Below are 17,243 nucleotides of genomic sequence, written 5' to 3'. Positions count from 1 at the left end.
ACCTGCCGCAGCGGCCGGCCGCCCACGGCGGCCGGTACGCCGCAACGCGCAAGCAGGCAGTCCCCGAACCGTAAGAGGTATTGACCCAATGAGCGAACAGATCAAACACATCAGCGACGCATCGTTCGAACAGGACGTCGTCAAGTCCGACAAGCCCGTGCTCGTCGATTTCTGGGCCGAATGGTGCGGCCCGTGCAAGATGATCGCCCCGATCCTCGACGAAGTCGCGAAGGATTACGGCGACAAGCTGCAGATCGCGAAGATCAACGTCGACGACAACCAGGCGACGCCCGCGAAGTTCGGCGTGCGCGGGATCCCGACGCTGATCCTGTTCAAGAACGGCGCGGCCGCTGCGCAGAAGGTCGGCGCGCTGTCGAAGTCGCAGCTCACCGCATTCCTGGACAGCCACCTGTAATACCGGCAGTTCCGCGGACGTGTTGTCAGCCGGCAACACGTCCGCCGTCAACCCGCCGATCGCTCGCTCAAGCGCGAATCGGCCTATGCTAGAATTAAAAAACGTCGACAAGACGCATTTAAGTCTCTGAGCGCTTCCGCTCGCCCTCCTCCCTTTATTTCTTTCGTCGTCTCCTCCCTGGCGGGTTCTCCGTATGCATTTATCCGAGCTCAAGTCTCTGCACGTCTCCGAACTGATCGAAATGGCCAACGGCCTGGAGATCGAAAACGCGAACCGCCTGCGCAAGCAGGAGTTGATGTTTGCCATTCTTAAAAAGCGCGCCAAGACGGGAGAGACGATCTTCGGTGACGGCACGCTCGAAGTGCTGCCGGACGGCTTCGGCTTCCTGCGCTCGCCGGAAATGTCGTACCTCGCGAGCACCGACGACATCTACATCAGCCCGTCGCAGATCCGCCGCTTCAACCTGCACACCGGCGACACCATCGAAGGTGAAGTCCGCACGCCGAAGGACGGCGAGCGCTACTTCGCGCTGGTGAAGGTCGACAAAGTCAACGGGCAGCCGCCCGAGGCCTCGAAACACAAGATCATGTTCGAGAACCTCACGCCGCTGCACCCGAACAAGCCGCTGTCGCTCGAACGCGAAATGCGCGGCGAGGAAAACGTCACGGGCCGCATCATCGACATGATCGCGCCGATCGGCAAGGGCCAGCGCGGCCTGCTCGTCGCGTCGCCGAAGTCGGGCAAGACCGTGATGCTCCAGCACATCGCGCACGCGATCAAGCAGAACCACCCGGACGTGATCCTGTTCGTGCTGCTGATCGACGAGCGCCCTGAAGAAGTGACCGAAATGCAGCGCTCGGTCGCCGGCGAAGTGATCGCGTCGACGTTCGACGAGCCGGCCACGCGCCACGTCCAGGTCGCCGAAATGGTGATCGAGAAGGCCAAGCGCCTCGTCGAAATGAAGCACGACGTCGTGATCCTGCTCGACTCGATCACGCGTCTCGCACGCGCCTACAACACCGTGATCCCGGCATCGGGCAAGGTGCTGACGGGCGGTGTCGACGCGAACGCACTGCAGCGTCCGAAGCGCTTCTTCGGCGCGGCGCGCAACATCGAGGAAGGCGGTTCGCTGACGATCATCGGCACCGCGCTGATCGAAACCGGCAGCCGCATGGACGACGTGATCTACGAAGAGTTCAAGGGCACCGGCAACATGGAAGTGCACCTCGAGCGCCGTCTCGCGGAAAAGCGCGTGTACCCGTCGATCAACCTGAACAAGTCGGGCACGCGTCGCGAGGAAATGCTGATCAAGCCCGAGATCCTTCAGAAGATCTGGGTGCTGCGCAAGTTCATCCACGACATGGACGAAGTCGAGGCCATGGAATTCCTGCTCGACAAGATCCGTCAGACGAAGAGCAACTCCGAGTTCTTCGACCTGATGCGCCGCGGCGGCTGATCGCCTCCGCCCGCACCCGAAAACGGCCGCCCGCGCATTCTGCCCGGCGGCCGTTTTTTCGCGCCAACCTGAACGTGAACGTACAGGTTGATCTATAATCGCCACATCGCCGCTACCGACTCCCACGCCGCCCGATGCCGAACGACGCCCCCACCCCGTTGCTGACCGTGAGCGATGCCGCGTCGCGGCTCGGCGTCACGCCGCGCACGCTGAAGTATTACGAAGAGCGCGGGCTCGTCACGCCATCGCGCAGCGAAGGCCGCTACCGCCTGTACGACGAAGCAGACCTCGAACGCTTCGCGCGCATCCTGCGGCTGCGCGCGCTCGGTTTCTCGCTGCACGGCATCACCGAGATGCTGAAGCGCCCGCTCGAAGAAACGGGCGACGGCCGGCGCCGCTATTCGGACGCGTCGCTGCGCGACATCCGCACCGGCCTTGCCGAGCAGATCGACACGCTCGATCGGCGGATCGCGGCCGTCCAGCGCGAGTTGAAGGAAGCCGTCGCGCTGCGCAAGGAACTGCAGCACGACATCGACTACGTCGAGCGGCGTCTTGCCGGCGAAAACGCCGAGACGCTGATCGCGCAGCGGCAGGCCGAAACCGGCACGCGGCGCGCACGCAAGGCGCGCGAATGAACGCGCTGCCCGGTCGCCCGCCGCTGTGGAGCCGCGCGAACCTGCGCGCGGACCTGTTCCCGTGGGCGCTCGCGCTCGTGACCGGCATCGACTACTTCGACAACGCGGTCTTCTCGTTCTTCGCGAGCTACATCGCGGGCGGCGTCAACGCGTCGCCCGACGAGCTCGTGTGGTCGTCGAGCGCGTATGCGGTCACGGCCGTGCTCGGCATCCTGCAGCAGCAATGGTGGGTCGACCGGCTCGGCCATCGTCGCTACGTCGCCGGCTGCATGCTGATGTTCTCGTTCGGCGCGATCGCGGCCGCGCTGGCCGACACGTCGCTCGAACTCGCGTTCGCGCGCGGCTTCCAGGGCTACTTCATCGGGCCGATGATGGGCGCATGCCGGATCCTGATCCAGATCAGCTTCAAGCCGCAGGAACGGCCGCCCGCGACGCGCGCGTTCCTGATCATGATCCTGCTCGGCAGCGCGCTCGCGCCGATCGTCGGCGGCCTGCTCGTCGCGCATGCGACGTGGCGCGCACTGTTCGCGTGCACGGCGCCGGCCGGCATCGCGTTCGCGATCCTCGCGCTGCTCACGCTGCCCGATTCGGGCCGCGCACCCGACGACGCGCGCGGTTCCGGCCACTTCTGGCCGTATGTGGTGTTCGCGCTCGCGCAAGGCGCGCTGCAGATCGTGCTGCAGCAGGTGCATTACCAGTTGTACAGCGGCTCGCCGATGCTGATCGTGCTGACGATCGCGGGGATCGGCGCGCTCGCGTGGTTCGCGTATCACCAGTGGAACCACCCGACGCCGCTCGTGCGCCTGCACGCGTTGCGCGAGCGGACGTTCCAGATCGGGCTGCTGCTCTACATGTTCTATTACTACGAGTCGACGGGCTTCAGTTACCTGACCTCGCGGTTTCTCGAAGGCGGGCTCGGCTATCCGGTCGAGAACGCCGGGCGGCTGGTGGGCACGATGTCGCTGATTTCGGCCACCGCGCTGTTCGCGTACCTGCGCTACGCGAAATTCGTCACGCACAAGAAATGGTTCGTCGTGCCGGGGTTCGCGATCGCCGTCACGGCCGCGCTGTGGATGACGCGCATGACGCCGCAGGTCGGCGAGGCCGCGCTGATCGTCCCGCTGCTGCTGCGCGGGCTGCTGCTGCTCTTCATCGTGCTGCCGGTGGCCAACCTGACGTTCCGGATCTTCGCGATCGACGAATATACGCACGGCTACCGGCTGAAGAACATCGTGCGGCAACTGACGATCTCGTTCGCGACGTCGTCGGTGATCATCGTCGAGCAGCACCGCGTGGCCGTTCATCAGACGCGGCTCGTCGAGCGCGCGAACGTGTTCGACCCGCTGTTCCAGCAGACCGTCGATGCGCTGACGCACAGCTATGTTACCGCCGGCCACGCGCTGAACGACGCGCACGGCCTCGCGCTCGCGTCGATCGCGCGCATGGTCGCGCAACAGGCGTCGTTCCTCGCGTCGCTCGACGGCTTTTACTTCCTGGCGGGTGTGGCGCTCGTCGGCGGTCTCTTCGCGGCATGGCAAAAAGAGATCGATTGAGTTAAAAGACAGGCTTTGGATTTCCGCGGACCGCCTTCATGCTCTCGAAACTGACCCGCTGGTTCGACGACCGCCGCCGCGACCGCGCGCTGCGCAGCCATCCGATCCCCGACGCGTTGTGGCAGGACACCGTCGAGCGCCTGCCGTTCCTCGCCACGCTGTCGCCCGACGCGCTCGGCCGGCTGCGCGAACTGACGAGCCTGTTCGTCGCGAAGAAATCGTTCTCGACCGCGCACGGGCTCGAGCTGACCGACGCGATGGTCGTCGCGATCGCCGCGCAGGCCTGCCTGCCCGTGCTGAATCTCGACCTGTCGCTGTACGACGGCTGGGTCGGCGTCGTCGTGTATCCGGGCGAATTCGTGATCCGCAAGACAGTGCAGGACGAAGACGGCGTCGTCCACGAAGTCGAGCAGGATGCGAGCGGCGAAGCCTGGGAAGGCGGCCCGGTGATCCTGTCCTGGGAAGACGCGCAGATGACCGACGGCCGCGACGCGTACAACGTCGTGATCCACGAGTTCGCGCACAAGATCGACATGGTCAACGGCGCAGCCGACGGCTATCCGCCCCTTTTTCGTCGCTGGCACGCGCCGCACCTCGATGCGCAGGCGTGGGCCGACGTGTTCGAGCACGCGTACGACCAGTTCTGCGCGCGCGTCGACGCGGTGCCGGACCGCGCGTGGGCGCGCTTCGAGCGGGATTCGCTGATCGATCCCTATGCGGCCGACCATCCTTCGGAGTTCTTCGCGGTGTGCAGCGAAGCGCTGTTCGTCCGGCCGAAGGCGTTCGAGTCCGAATTTCCGGAACTGTACCGGCTGCTGGCGCGCTACTACCGGCAGGATCCGGCCGGCACCGGCGCGCTCGGCGCACCGTGAAAATTATTCGTCAACCGTCTGATTTTCTGGCATAATCGCCGTTTTTCGACCTTAGGCAAGTGGCTCGCGCCGGGCTTGACGTCGGCCGAATCGCGCAAATCTGCGCGGCACGGCACGGCAAGCGGCGGGTTGGCTACCGCTCTCACCAAGGAACATCATGAAACCTGGCATTCACCCGGACTACCGCGAAGTCGTCTTCCAAGACATGTCGAACGGCTTCAAGTTCATCACGCGCTCGACGATCCAGACGCGTGAAACCATCGACCACGAAGGCAAGACCTACCCGCTCGCCAAGATCGAAGTGTCGTCGGAATCGCACTCGTTCTACACGGGTCAGCAAAAGATCATGGACACGGCAGGCCGTGTCGAGAAGTTCAAGAACAAGTTCGGCGCACGCGCCAGCGGCAAGGTCGCGAAGTAAGCTTCGCACCGTATCCGGTGGTTGCATCGACCGGTACCGCACGAAAGGGCAGCCCAGGCTGCCCTTTTTTGTCTCTGCTCGCCCGGCACGCGCCCGCCGGCGCCCGGGCATCCACCTGACGTGCAACAGCGGGCGCGTCTACAATGCCGGATGCTCGAATCCGGCCCGACCGCGCGCCACCGCGCCGGCCACCCGCCCATAACAAATCGCTCATCTGCATGAAGCCTGTCGTCCGTCTCACCGCCTCCGCCACGCGCGCGCTGCCGCGCTGGCTGCTGCTCACGCTCTGCTTCGTCTACGCGGCGTTCGGCCTGTTCGGCCGCGACCCGTGGAAGAACGAGGACGCGGCGGGCTTCGGCGTGATGTGGACGATGGCCAAGGGCGGCTGGCACGACTGGCTGCTGCCGAACCTGGTCGGCAAGTTCATCACGACCGACGGGCCGCTCGGCTACTGGCTCGGCGCACTGTCGATCCGCGGGCTCGGCCCGTGGGTAGACGCAAGCAACGCGTCGCGCGTCGACACCGGCGTGCTGTTCTGCGTCGCGTGCGCGTTCGTCTGGTACGCAGCCTACCTGCTCGGCCGGCGCGCCGAGGTCCAGCCGTTCAAATACGCGTTCGGCGGCGAGCCCGAGCCGCGCGACTACGGCCGCACGCTCGCCGACGGCGCGCTGCTGGTCCTCGTCGCCTGCTTCGGCCTCGCGGAGCGCGGGCACGAAACGACGCCGCAGCTCGCGCAGTTCGCGTGGATCGCGATGCTCGTCTACGGGATCGTGCGCGGCATCGACAAGCCGATGCAGGGCGCGCTGTGGTGGGGCGCCGCGATCGGCCTCGTCGCCCTGTCCGGCAACCCGGTGCTGGTCGTCGCCCTGCTCGCCGGTACGGCCGTCCTGTGGCTCGTCACGCCCGAGATGCGCAACCTGCGCCTGCCGCTCGTCGGCGTGCCGCTCGCGGCCGCGATCTTCGCGCTGTGGCCGCTGGCCGCGTTCGTCGCCGCGCCCGACGACGCCGCCTGGTTCTTCAACCAGTGGATCCACGGCAGCCTGATGCGCTTTTCGGGGCCGCCGACCGCGGTGCTCGGCTATGCGGCGAAGAACCTGCCGTTGTTCACGTGGCCCGCGTGGCCGCTCGCGATCTGGGCGTGGTGGAGCTGGGCCGGCTTGCGCCGCCGTGCACACGTCGCGATTCCGCTGTCGGTCGCCGTGCCGCTCGTCGCGCTCGTGATCCTGCAGAGCCAGCAGTCGAACCGCATGTACATGCTGCTGCTGCCGCCGCTCGCGGTGCTCGCGACGTTCGCGCTGCCGACCCTCAAGCGCGGCGCGATCAACGCGATCGACTGGTTCGCGGTGCTGAGCTTCACGATTCTCGGCACCTTCGTGTGGCTCGTGTGGCTCGCGTCGATCACGGGCTTCCCGCATCCGCTCGCGCGCAACCTCGCGCGGCTCGTGCCCGGCTACGAGCCGCACTTCAAGATCCTGTCGTTCATCTGCGCGGTGATCGCCACCGTGTGCTGGTGCTTCCTCGTGCGCTGGCGCATCTCGCGGCAGCCGAAGGTGCTGTGGCGCAGCGTCGTGCTGTCGGGCGCGGGCACCACGCTGATGTGGGTACTGCTGATGACGCTGTGGCTGCCGATCGTCAACTACGGCCGCACCTATCGCGACGTCGCGCAGCAGATCGCCGTGCACCTTCCGTCCGACTATGAGTGCATCTCGCCCGCGCGGCTCGGCGACGCGCAGATCGCGACCTTCGCCTATTTCGGCAACATGCGCTTCGATTTCTCCGGCGACTGCGACGTGATTCTGCGCCAGGACCGCTCGGACTTCGGCGAGCCGAGCTCGATGTCGCAATACGTGTGGCGTCTCGTGTGGGAAGGCCGCCGCGTCGCCGACCGCGACGAACGCTTCCGCCTGTACGAGCGCATCGAACGGCCGAAGACGCCCGTCAAGCGGCGCCCGGCTCGCCGTCAGCCGGCCGGCTGACGATGTTCGGCGACATCCGCCGGATCGTCGGTCTCGCGTGGCCGGTGCTCGTCGGCCAGCTCGCGATCATTGCGTTCGGCGTGATCGACACCGCGATGGTCGGCCGCTACTCGGCCGTCGATCTCGCCGCACTCGGGCTCGGCTCGTCGATCTACGTGTCGATCTATATCGGCCTGACGGGCATCCTGTCCGCGCTGCAGCCGATCACCGGGCAACTGTACGGCGCGCGGCGCTACGCCGAGATCGGCGAGGAAGTACGCCAGGCGCTGTGGCTCGCGCTCCTGCTCGCGGTGCCCGGCTTTCTCCTGCTGCATTTTCCCGAACCGCTGCTGCACCTCGCGCACACACCCGCCGCGCTGCACGACCGCACCGTCGAGTACCTGCGCATCCTGTCTTACGGGCTGCCCGCCAGCCTCGTCTTTCGCATCTACAACGCGCTGACCAACGCGGCCGGCAAGCCGCGGCTCGCGATGATCCTCCAGATCGGCGCGCTGCTGCTCAAGTTTCCGCTCAACGTGTGGTTCATCTTCGGCGGGTTCGGCGTGCCGGCCCTCGGCGGTCCCGGCTGCGGGCTCGCGAGCACGCTGATCAACTGGGCGCTCGCACTGATCGGCTACACGCTGCTCGCGAAGCTCGACGTGTTCGCGCCGCTCGCGATCTTCTCGCGCTTCTGCTGGCCGGTCTGGGCGCGTCAGAAGGCGATCCTGAAACTCGGTGTACCGATGGGCCTGTCGTACCTGATCGAAGTCACGTCGTACACGTGCATGGCGCTGTTCATCGCGCAATTCGGCACGACGACGCTCGCCGGCCACCAGATCGCCGGCAACATCGGCGCGGTGCTGTACATGACGCCGCTGTCGATCGGCGTGGCGGCGTCGACGCTCGTCGCACGCGCGCTCGGCGCCGGCCGGCTCGAAGAAGCCCGGCTGCTCGGCCGGCACAGCGTGATCTTCGCGTGCGGCATCGCCGCGACCTACGGCCTGCTCGTGTTCGTGCTGCGCCCGCTGATCATCGGCGGCTATACGCCGAACCCGGCCGTCGCCGCGGCCGCGATGCCGCTCGTCGCGATCGTCGCGTGCTACCACGTCTTCGATGCGCTGCAGGTTACGTCGGCGTTCGTGCTTCGCGCGTACAAGGTCGCGGTCGTGCCGTCCGTGATCTATGCGGTCGCGCTGTGGGGCGTCGGGCTCAGCGGCGGCTACGCGCTCGGTTTCGACGTGGGCGGCATCGCGCCCGCGTGGCTGACCGGCGCGCGCGGCTTCTGGTTCGCGAACACGGTCAGCCTGATGCTCGCGGGCGCCGGGCTCGTGCTGTACCTGCAGCGCGTCAGTCGCGCGCAGGCGGCCGCATCCGCCTGACGCGCGGCCCGTTACGTCTCCTCCAGTACGTCGGCCGCGTGATACGACGACCGCACGAGCGGGCCGGCAACCACTTCCCTGAAACCGAGCGATAGCGCGTCGTCGCGCCATGCGGCGAATGCGTCCGGGCTCACGTAGCGCCGCACCGGCAGATGGTGCGCGGACGGCGCGAGATACTGGCCGAGCGTCAGCACGTCGACGTCGTGCGCACGCAGGTCGCGCAGCGTGTCGCGCACGTCGTCGTCGCACTCGCCGAGCCCGAGCATCAGCCCCGATTTCGTCACCAGCCCCGGCCGCATGGCTTTCGCCTGCGCGAGCAGTTCGAGCGAGCCGCGATAGTCGGCGCCCGGCCGCGCCGCCCGATACAGCGACGGCACCGTCTCGATGTTGTGGTTGAACACGTCGGGCCACGCGGCCGACAGCGCATCGAGCGCGCGCGGCACGCGGCCACGGAAGTCCGGCGTCAGCACTTCGACGCCGATGCCCGGCACGCGCGCGCGCACCGCCGCAATGCACGCGGCGAAATGCGCGGCGCCACCGTCGCGCAGGTCGTCGCGGTCGACCGACGCGATCACGACGTAGCGCAGCCCGAGCGCGGCGGACGCGGCCGCCAGTCGCGCCGGCTCGCCGGGGTCGAGCGGCTCGGGGCGGCCGTGCGCGACGTCGCAGAACGGGCAGCGCCGCGTGCACAGCCCGCCCATGATCATGAAGGTCGCGGTGCGCTGCGCGAAGCATTCGCCGATGTTCGGGCACATCGCCTCCTCGCAGACGGAATGCAGCCGATGCTCGCGCAGCACGGCCGCCATGTCGGCGACCGCCCCGCTCATCATCGGCCGCGCGCGCAGCCACGGCGGCTTCGGCAACGCCGCGCCGGCCGCCGGCTCGACGCGCACCGGGATGCGCGCGAGCTTGTCGCGGCTGCGCGCGCCCGGCTGGCCGAGCGCGGTGAGGCTGGGTCGTTCGAGCGCGGCGGCCATCGTCAGTCTCCGAGAAACGCGGCGATCAGGCGGTTCACGTCGGCGGCGGCCTCCATCTGCACCATGTGCCCGCTGCCGGCGAGCACCTCGGCCCGCACGTCGTCCGGCAACCCCTGCGCGTGGTGGGCCGGGATCACCTGGTCGCGCTCGCCCCAGATCACGAGCGTGCGCGGCGCAAGCGACGCGAGCCGGTCGCGGAACACGCGCCGCTGGGCGGCGCCGTCGAACGCGGCCTCCGCGATCTTCGCCAGCGCGGCCTGCACGCCTTCGAGCCGCTTGTACTTGACCAGATCTTCGACGAGCTGCCGCGTGACCAGCGCGTTGTCCGCGAACAGCGCGCCGAGGTGCGGCTTCAGCGTGTTGCGGCTGTTGCCGGCGACGAAGCCGTCGATGTACGCACGGTTGATCTCGGTGCCGAGCCCCGCGCTCGCGATCAGCGTCAGCGACGCGACACGCTGCGGCGCCCGCTCGGCCGCCGCCATCGCGACCGCGCCGCCCATCGAATGGCCGATCAGGTGCGCACGGTCGATCTGCTGCGCGTCGAGCAGCGCGAGCACCGCATCGGCCAGTTCGTCGAGGCTACCCGTGTCGAGCGCCTTGCCCGATTCGCCGTGCCCGGGCAGGTCGAGTGCCCACACCGGCCGGTGCGCGGCAAGATCCGCGTGATTGAACAGCCAGTTGTTCAGATCGCCGCCGAAGCCGTGGATCAGCACCGCGGGCGTACCGGCGCCTTCGCCGAGCTTCAGGAAGCGCACCGTCCGGCCGCCGATCTGCGCCTTCTCGGGCTGCGGACCCGCGGCTTCGTCGGACGCCGCGCTCGGCACGAAGTCGCGCTGAAAATCGGCGATCGCCGCATCGATGTCGGCATCGCTCGCGTCGGCGGCCGCAACGACGCCGAGCAGCGCGCCGACCGGCAGCGTCTCGCCTTCCTGCGCGACCTGCCGGCGCAGCGTGCCGTCGAACGCGCATTCGACGCCCGACGAGATCTTGTCGGTCTCGACGTCGAGCACTTCGTCGCCCTTCGTCACGCGCTCGCCGATCGCCTTCAGCCAGCCGTTGACCTGCCCCTGCTCCATCGACAGCCCCCACTTGGGCATCGTGATCATGTGAATCGACATCGTGTCAGCTCCTCGTCTTCAGGACCGCCTGCGCAATCGCATCGGCGGACGGGATATACAGGTCTTCCAGCACGCTCGCGAACGGCGCGGGCGTATGCGGCGCGGTCACGAGTTCGATCGGCGCCTTCAGCGAATGGAACGCGCGCTGCGCGACGAGCGCGGCGATGTCGGTCGCGATCGAGCAGCGCGGGTTCGCTTCGTCGACGACCACCACGCGCCCGGTGCGCTCCGCGCTTTCGAGGATCGTTTCCTCGTCGAGCGGCGACGTGGTGCGCAGGTCGATCACGTCGACCTGGATGCCGTCCTTCGCGAGCTTCGCGGCCGCGTCCATCGCGAGGTGCACCATGCGGCCGTACGTGACGATCGTTGCGTCGTCGCCGTCGCGCATCACGTTCGCTTCGCCGAACGGAATCGCATAGGACTCCTCCGGTACCTCGCCTTCGCGGGTATAGAGCAGCTTGTGTTCGAGGAAGATCACGGGATCGTTGTCGCGGATCGCCTGGATCAGCAGCCCCTTCGCGTCGTACGGCGTCGACGGGCACACGACCTTCAGCCCCGGAATGTGCGTGAACAGCGACGTCAGCATCTGCGAGTGCTGCGCGGCCGCGCGCAAGCCCGCGCCGTACATCGCGCGAATCACGACCGGCGTCACGGCCTTGCCGCCGAACATGTAGCGGAACTTCGCGGCCTGGTTGAAGATCTGGTCGAAGCACACGCCCATGAAATCGATGAACATCAGCTCCGCGACGGGCCGCATTCCGCACGCGGCCGCGCCGACCGCCGCGCCGATGTAGCCGCCCTCCGACAACGGCGTATCGAGCACGCGGCCCGGAAACTTGTGGAACAGCCCCTTCGTCACGCCGAGCACGCCGCCCCACGCGTCGTCCTCGCCCGGCGCGCCCGCGCCGCCCGCGTTGTCCTCGCCCATCACGATCACGCTGTCGTCGCGCGTCATTTCCTGTGCGAGCGCCTCGTTGATCGCCTGCGAATAAGTGATTTTCCTTGCCATGTCTGCCTCCTGAATTGTTCGGTTCGCCGTGCCTGCCTCGGTGTCAGGCCGCGATCACGGGTACGACACGTAGACGTCGGTCAGCAGGTCGGCGGCATCGGGTACCGGCGCGGCCTTGGCCTGCGCGACCGCGTCGTCGATCAGCGCACTCACCTGCGCATCGACCGCGCGAAGATCGTCGGTCGTCAGCACTTCGGCGCGCACGACGCGCGTTTCGAAATGCTTCAGGCAGTCCTTCTCGTCGCGCAGCTTCTGCACCTCGCCGGGCGCGCGGTAGGTTTGCGCATCGCCTTCGAAGTGGCCGAAGTAGCGCGTGAACTTCACCTCGACGAGCGTCGGGCCGCCGCCGTTGCGCGCGCGCTCGACGGCCTCGCCGAGCGCTTCGTGCACCGCGAAGAAGTCGAAGCCGTCGACGATCACGCCCGGCATCCCGAAGCCGTTCGCGCGATCGGCGATGTTGTCGGTCGCGACCGACCAGCTCGACGACGTCGCTTCCGCGTAGCCGTTGTTTTCGGCAACGAAGATCGCGGGCAGCCGCCACACCGACGCGAGGTTCATCGATTCGAAGATCACGCCCTGGTTCGATGCGCCGTCGCCGAAGAAGCACACGCCGACGCCGCCCGTCTTCCGGTGCTTCGCCGCGAGCGCCGCGCCGCACACGAGCGGGCCGCCCGCACCGACGATCCCGTTCGCGCCGAGCATCCCCATCGACAGGTCGGCAATGTGCATCGAGCCGCCCTTGCCGTGGCAGACGCCCGTCTTCTTGCCGTAGATCTCGGCCATCATCCCGTGCACGTCGACGCCCTTCGCGATGCAATGGCCATGGCCGCGATGCGTGGTCGCGACGTAGTCGTCGAGGCCGAGGTGCAGCATCGTGCCGACCGCCGACGCCTCCTCGCCCGCGTACAGGTGAACGAAGCCGGGGATCTCGCCGGTCGCGAATTCGACGTGCAGGCGTTCCTCGAATTCGCGGATCGTGCGCATCATCCGGTAGGCGTCCAGCAGCTTGTCCCTGCCGAGCTGTGTCGAAGCTGTCATGTGTGTCTCCTGAGTAGGTCTGACTGCGAATGCCGCCGCGGCCGGGCCGTGGCGGCGGATTGCACGGCCTATGGCCGTCAGTGGAACGTGAAGCCGCCGTCGACGTTCACGGCCTGGCCCGTCACGTTGTCCATCGTCGCGAAGAACAGCGCGAGCCGGCCCATGTCTTTCGGCGTCTGCGCGCGCCCCTGCGGTATCAGCGTCAGCTGGTGCCGCTGCCACGACGCCTCGACCGATTCGCCGTCGGCCTTCCACGCGTCGGACAGCCGGTCCCACATGTCGGTACGCACGATGCCGGGGCAGATCGCGTTGACGGTCACGCCGTCGCGCGCGACCTCCTTCGCGAGCGCGTTCGTGAAACCGACGACCGCGAATTTCGACGCGCTGTAATGCGCGAGATTCGGAAAGCCTTCCTTGCCGGCGATCGACGCGACGTTGATGATCCGGCCGCGGCCCTGCGCCTTCAGCGGCGCGAGCGCCGCGCGGCAGCCGAGGAACGTGCCCTTCGCGTTCACGTCCATCACGACATCCCAGTCGCGCTCGCTCAGCTCGCCGACCGGATGAATGCTGATCACGCCCGCGCAATTCACGAGAATGTCGAGCCGACCGAGTTCGGCGAGCGCCTGTGCGACCATCGCGTCGACCTGTGCGGCCTGCGTGACGTCGACCTTCGCGACCGCGGCCCGGCGGCCGAGTGCGCGCACCTCGCGCGCGGTGGCGTCGAGCAGGTCGGCCAGCAGGATGTCGGCGCCCGCGCCGGCGAGCGTCAGCGCAATGCCGCGGCCGATGCCGCGCGCGCCGCCCGTGACGATGGCGACCTGTCCTTCGAGTGAAACTGTCATTGCGATGTCTCCTTGATGATCGTTATGGATATCGAAATTTCTTGCGGGAACGCCGTCGCTCACGCGTGCCACGTGCCGGCATCGCGCAGCAGTTGCCGCGACGATGCGTAGCGCAGCGTGCGGCCGACGTCGACCGTCAACGGCCCGCGCCAGTCGAGCGAGATCTCGTAACAATCGCCGCGCGCGACCTCGATCTCGCGTTCGCCGTCGAACGCGAGCGTGCCGCGCTCGAACGGGATCGTCTGCCACGCGTCCGGCTCGAGCCGCTCGCAACTGCGCATCACGACGCGATCGACGCGGCCCGGCGCAATCGGCGCGACGAGCGGCGTGCCGGCCGTCTTGCCTTCACCGGCGAAACGCATCGCGAGCCCGTGCGGCGCACTGCGTTCGAGCGGCGCCCACGCGCCGCCGAGCGCGGACAGGCCGATCCCGTCCGGTTCCGCGAACGTCAGGTAAAGCGACTCGATATCGTCGGACCCCGAGATCGCGCGCGCACCGATGAAGCGCTGCCGCGCGGCGCACACGTCGACGAGCGCGATTTCCTCGCGCCCCGGCTGCGTACCCGCCACGCAGCGCACGACGAGCCGCTTGTTGCGCGTGAACGCGACGTCCGCCGGCACCGCGCCGGTCGCGGCGAGTCCTGCCGCGACACCGGCGACGGTGGCTTCGCGATGCTCGGGAAACGCGTTGTTGGTGCCGGTGGACAGTGCGACGAGCGGCGTCGCGCCGCAGTGCGCGGCCACCGCGCGATGGGTGCCGTCGCCGCCGAGCACGACGATCAGCGCGACTTCCATCCGGTGCAGGTAGGCAGCGCCGGCCTGCGTGTCGGCCACGGTATCGGTGATCGGCAGGTCGACGAATTCGACCTGCGGCCAGCGCTCATGCGGCGCGACCGCACGATGCGTGTCGAGCGCGCGCAGCAGCAGCGTCGCGATGCCGGTCCGGTCGCGCAGCGTCAGCACGCGTTCGACGCCCATCGCGCCGAGGCCGGCCAGCAGGCGCACGATCATGTTCGCCTTCTCTGCCGTCGGAAACACGGAGGCATGCGTCGTGAGGCGGCGGATGTCGCGCCCCGATGCGGGGTTCGCGATCACGCCGACGGTAACGGGCATCGTCACGGGTTCGTCTCCATCCAGTGGGCCAGCCGCCGCGCATGCGTGCGCCGCGGCCCTGCCTGTCTCGTCCGCTGCCATCGCCGGGCCGCGGATCGTCGTCGTCGACGCGACCGCGCCGACCTGCCCTCCCTCTCTGCAAGCGGCGTGCCACCGTGCATGCGATGACCGTGAAACCCTCGTGAATGCTGACGGGGCGCGTGTGCCGGCGCGCCCGGATCGCGGCCGGGGGGGACGAAGCGCGCAGCCGTGCGGTCCGCGCGTCTCACATCGTCGAGGCGACGAAACGGCCGTCGCGCCGCCGGCGCGCGTGCGCCGTTGCGCGCGCAAAGCCCGCGGTAGCGCGGCGCGGCGCGTGCGGCGCCGTGCCGGTCGCGCGCCGCCTGTCGCCCATGCACGCGTCTCAACGACACGAGACGCCCGCGATACCGGTGAGACGAACGTCTCATGCGCGCCGCGTGCTGCGATGCAATGTGATCCGTCGAACGGGATGTGCTACAAGAACATCGCATTCCCCGCCGTACGGAACCGGAGCCGACCATGCCCTACGCCGTCCCCCAGGCCCAGCACGCCGACCGTGTGCTCGGCGCGCTCGCCGGACGCCTGCCCGCGCCGGCCGAATCCACGCGTCTCGTGTCGTCGTGGCAACGGTCGCTGGAGCGCTACCGTCTCGACCCCGCTTCGTCGATCGGCCCGCGCGTGCTGACCGCGGCCGAGCTGCGCGAAGTGCGCGACAAGGAAGAGGCGTTCCTGCGCGCGTCGGGCCAGTGCCTGACGCGGCTGCACGACATGATCCGCGTGGCCGACTACTGCGTGATGCTGACCGACGCCCATGGGGTGACGATCGACTACCGGATCGACCGCGAGCGCCGCAACGACTTCCGCCATGCGGGGCTGCACATCGGCTCGTGCTGGTCGGAAAGCGAGGAAGGCACGTGCGGCGTCGCGAACGTGCTGACCGATCTCGCGCCGATCACCGTGCACAAGACCGATCACTTTCGCGCGGCGTTCACGACGCTCACCTGCAGCGCGGCGCCGATCTTCTCGCCGGGCGGCGAGCTGATCGGCGTGCTCGACGCGTCGGCCGTTCATTCGCCCGACGGCCGCGACAGCCAGCGGCTCGTCTATCAGCTCGTGCGGCAGAGCGCGGCGCTGATCGAGGACGGCTATTTCGTGCACAGCACCGCGCAGCACTGGATCTTGTTCGGGCATCCGAACCGTCACTACGTCGAAGCGCAGCCCGAGTGGCTGATCGCGTTCGACGAATGCGGCAACATCGTCGCCGCGAACCGGCAGGCGCGCGATGCGCTGCCGGCACTGCGCGAACCGCGCCATATCGACGAGATCTTCGACGCGACCGAGATGCCGCTGCGCGATGCCGCGCGGCTCGACGCGATCGTCGCGCTGCGCTTGCGCGCGACCGGTGCGCCGCTCTACGCGCGGCTGCGTGCGCCGCTACGGCGCACGGGCCGCGAGCCCGGCACCGCGTCGCGCCGCCCAGGCACCGCGCAACGTCACGTCGGCGCGCTGACGCCGTTCCTGCACAGCAGCGACGCGCGCATCGCGCAGCAGGCCGAACTCGCGCTGCGGGTCGCGAGCAAGCGGCTGCCGATTCTCGTGCTCGGCGAAACCGGTGCGGGCAAGGAAGTGTTCGCGCGTGCGATTCACGACGCCGGTGCGCGGCGCGCGAGGCCGTTCGTCGCGGTCAACTGCGGCGCGCTGCCGGAAGCGCTGATCGAAAGCGAACTGTTCGGCTATGCGGCCGGCGCGTTTACCGGCGCACGCAAGCACGGCGCGCGCGGCAAGATCGCGCTCGCCGACGGCGGCACGCTGTTCCTCGACGAAATCGGCGACATGCCGCTCGCGCTGCAGACGCGCCTGTTGCGCGTGCTCGCCGACGGCGAAGTCGTGCCGCTCGGCAGCGATACGCCCGTGCGCGTCGATCTCGACGTGATCTGTGCGACACACCGCGATCTCGCGCGCATGGTGGCCGACGGCGCGTTCCGCGAGGATCTGTACTACCGGCTGAGCGGCGCGACGTTCGAGCTGCCGCCGCTGCGCGAACGCGCCGACGTGCGCGACGTGATTGCCGCCGTCTTCGCCGAGGAAGCGCAGGCCACCGGCCACGTGCTGACGCTCGATGCGACGCTCGCCGAACAGCTCGCCGCGTATGCGTGGCCCGGCAACGTGCGGCAGTTGCGCAACGTGCTGCGCTATGCGTGCGCGGTGTGCGACGCCGCGCGCGTGACGCGGCACGACCTGCCGGCCGATATCGCCGCGCAGCTCGGCGGCGTCGCGCCCGGCGCGCTGCCCGACGACGAACGCGGCCGCATCGTCGCGGCGCTCACCGCGCACCGCTGGCGGCCCGACGCGGCCGCGCAGGCGCTCGGCATCTCGCGCGCGACGCTGTACCGGCGCATCGCGAAGCACCGGATCGTTGCGCCGCACCGCGCGTGACGCG

15 protein-coding genes are annotated in these 17,243 nt (G+C 68.5%); 9 read left to right on the top strand and 6 right to left on the bottom strand.

The genetic code is table 11. The annotated features are described in order from the left end of the window. Positions 1-88: 88 nt before the first annotated feature. The 8 genes from trxA (at position 89) to HWX08_RS17340 (ending at position 8,686) form a co-directional block, all read left to right on the top strand. The gene (gene trxA / locus HWX08_RS17375) at positions 89-415 is read left to right on the top strand and encodes a thioredoxin TrxA (RefSeq protein ID WP_006402348.1); all 327 of its coding nucleotides are present in this window, start codon (positions 89-91) and stop codon (positions 413-415) included. 193 nt (positions 416-608) lie between these two features. Then, entirely contained in the window at positions 609-1,871 is a 1,263-nt protein-coding gene (gene rho / locus HWX08_RS17370; protein WP_006478662.1) for a transcription termination factor Rho, read from the top strand. Positions 1,872-2,005: 134 nt separating this feature from the next. After that, a complete protein-coding gene (locus tag HWX08_RS17365; RefSeq protein ID WP_107314836.1) occupies positions 2,006-2,506 on the top strand; it encodes a MerR family transcriptional regulator in 501 nt (166 codons plus the stop codon). Then, positions 2,503-4,059: an MFS transporter gene (locus HWX08_RS17360; protein WP_174920546.1), complete on the top strand. Its 1,557-nt coding sequence runs from the start codon at positions 2,503-2,505 to the stop codon at positions 4,057-4,059. The genes HWX08_RS17365 and HWX08_RS17360 overlap by 4 nt, the downstream gene beginning before the upstream one ends. A 38-nt stretch (positions 4,060-4,097) precedes the next feature. Next, positions 4,098-4,931 carry a M90 family metallopeptidase gene (locus HWX08_RS17355; RefSeq protein ID WP_069256833.1) on the top strand — a complete coding sequence of 278 codons (834 nt, stop codon included), beginning with the start codon at positions 4,098-4,100 and terminating at the stop codon, positions 4,929-4,931. A gap of 157 nt (positions 4,932-5,088) precedes the next feature. Next, positions 5,089-5,352: a type B 50S ribosomal protein L31 gene (locus tag HWX08_RS17350; RefSeq protein ID WP_011884985.1), complete on the top strand. Its 264-nt coding sequence runs from the start codon at positions 5,089-5,091 to the stop codon at positions 5,350-5,352. A gap of 218 nt (positions 5,353-5,570) precedes the next feature. Next, a complete protein-coding gene (locus tag HWX08_RS17345; protein WP_226241414.1) occupies positions 5,571-7,328 on the top strand; it encodes an ArnT family glycosyltransferase in 1,758 nt (585 codons plus the stop codon). 2 nt (positions 7,329-7,330) lie between these two features. Next, entirely contained in the window at positions 7,331-8,686 is a 1,356-nt protein-coding gene (locus HWX08_RS17340; RefSeq protein WP_174920544.1) for an MATE family efflux transporter, read from the top strand. A gap of 11 nt (positions 8,687-8,697) precedes the next feature. On the opposite strand, the gene lipA is transcribed toward HWX08_RS17340, so the two are convergent. From lipA to HWX08_RS17310, 6 genes are all read right to left on the bottom strand, one after another. Then, positions 8,698-9,663 (bottom strand): lipoyl synthase, encoded by a 966-nt coding sequence (gene lipA / locus HWX08_RS17335; protein WP_174920543.1) that lies wholly within the window; start codon positions 9,661-9,663, stop codon positions 8,698-8,700. 2 nt (positions 9,664-9,665) lie between these two features. Next, complete coding sequence (locus HWX08_RS17330) at positions 9,666-10,781, bottom strand: acetoin dehydrogenase dihydrolipoyllysine-residue acetyltransferase subunit (RefSeq protein ID WP_069256837.1); 1,116 nt, start codon at positions 10,779-10,781, stop codon at positions 9,666-9,668. A 4-nt stretch (positions 10,782-10,785) separates the two neighbouring features. Further along, entirely contained in the window at positions 10,786-11,790 is a 1,005-nt protein-coding gene (locus tag HWX08_RS17325; protein ID WP_174920542.1) for an alpha-ketoacid dehydrogenase subunit beta, read from the bottom strand. 54 nt (positions 11,791-11,844) lie between these two features. Beyond that, entirely contained in the window at positions 11,845-12,828 is a 984-nt protein-coding gene (locus tag HWX08_RS17320; RefSeq protein ID WP_069256839.1) for a thiamine pyrophosphate-dependent dehydrogenase E1 component subunit alpha, read from the bottom strand. Positions 12,829-12,905: 77 nt separating this feature from the next. Next, positions 12,906-13,670 (bottom strand): SDR family NAD(P)-dependent oxidoreductase, encoded by a 765-nt coding sequence (locus tag HWX08_RS17315; RefSeq protein WP_174920541.1) that lies wholly within the window; start codon positions 13,668-13,670, stop codon positions 12,906-12,908. Between the two features lie 59 nt (positions 13,671-13,729). Further along, positions 13,730-14,788, bottom strand: a complete 1,059-nt coding sequence (locus HWX08_RS17310) for an ATP-NAD kinase family protein (RefSeq protein WP_174920540.1) — start codon at positions 14,786-14,788, stop codon at positions 13,730-13,732. A 534-nt stretch (positions 14,789-15,322) separates the two neighbouring features. Between HWX08_RS17310 and HWX08_RS17305 the strand changes: the two genes are divergently transcribed. Further along, positions 15,323-17,239 carry a sigma-54-dependent Fis family transcriptional regulator gene (locus tag HWX08_RS17305; protein WP_069256842.1) on the top strand — a complete coding sequence of 639 codons (1,917 nt, stop codon included), beginning with the start codon at positions 15,323-15,325 and terminating at the stop codon, positions 17,237-17,239. Positions 17,240-17,243 lie beyond the last annotated feature (4 nt).

This window comes from Burkholderia metallica (genome assembly GCF_902832845.1).
Classification (GTDB): domain Bacteria; phylum Pseudomonadota; class Gammaproteobacteria; order Burkholderiales; family Burkholderiaceae; genus Burkholderia; species Burkholderia metallica.
This window is presented reverse-complemented; position numbering and strand designations above follow the sequence as displayed.

Excerpts from the sequence above, each read along its gene's own strand:
- trxA (WP_006402348.1), top strand. The coding sequence starts at position 89 with ATGAGCGAACAGATCAAACACATCAGCGACGCATCGTTCGAACAGGAC.
- rho (WP_006478662.1), top strand. The coding sequence starts at position 609 with ATGCATTTATCCGAGCTCAAGTCTCTGCACGTCTCCGAACTGATCGAA.
- HWX08_RS17365 (WP_107314836.1), top strand. The coding sequence starts at position 2,006 with ATGCCGAACGACGCCCCCACCCCGTTGCTGACCGTGAGCGATGCCGCG.
- HWX08_RS17360 (WP_174920546.1), top strand. The coding sequence starts at position 2,503 with ATGAACGCGCTGCCCGGTCGCCCGCCGCTGTGGAGCCGCGCGAACCTG.
- HWX08_RS17355 (WP_069256833.1), top strand. The coding sequence starts at position 4,098 with ATGCTCTCGAAACTGACCCGCTGGTTCGACGACCGCCGCCGCGACCGC.
- HWX08_RS17350 (WP_011884985.1), top strand. The coding sequence starts at position 5,089 with ATGAAACCTGGCATTCACCCGGACTACCGCGAAGTCGTCTTCCAAGAC.
- HWX08_RS17345 (WP_226241414.1), top strand. The coding sequence starts at position 5,571 with ATGAAGCCTGTCGTCCGTCTCACCGCCTCCGCCACGCGCGCGCTGCCG.
- HWX08_RS17340 (WP_174920544.1), top strand. The coding sequence starts at position 7,331 with ATGTTCGGCGACATCCGCCGGATCGTCGGTCTCGCGTGGCCGGTGCTC.
- lipA (WP_174920543.1), bottom strand. The coding sequence starts at position 9,663 with ATGGCCGCCGCGCTCGAACGACCCAGCCTCACCGCGCTCGGCCAGCCG.
- HWX08_RS17330 (WP_069256837.1), bottom strand. The coding sequence starts at position 10,781 with ATGTCGATTCACATGATCACGATGCCCAAGTGGGGGCTGTCGATGGAG.
- HWX08_RS17325 (WP_174920542.1), bottom strand. The coding sequence starts at position 11,790 with ATGGCAAGGAAAATCACTTATTCGCAGGCGATCAACGAGGCGCTCGCA.
- HWX08_RS17320 (WP_069256839.1), bottom strand. The coding sequence starts at position 12,828 with ATGACAGCTTCGACACAGCTCGGCAGGGACAAGCTGCTGGACGCCTAC.
- HWX08_RS17315 (WP_174920541.1), bottom strand. The coding sequence starts at position 13,670 with ATGACAGTTTCACTCGAAGGACAGGTCGCCATCGTCACGGGCGGCGCG.
- HWX08_RS17305 (WP_069256842.1), top strand. The coding sequence starts at position 15,323 with ATGCCCTACGCCGTCCCCCAGGCCCAGCACGCCGACCGTGTGCTCGGC.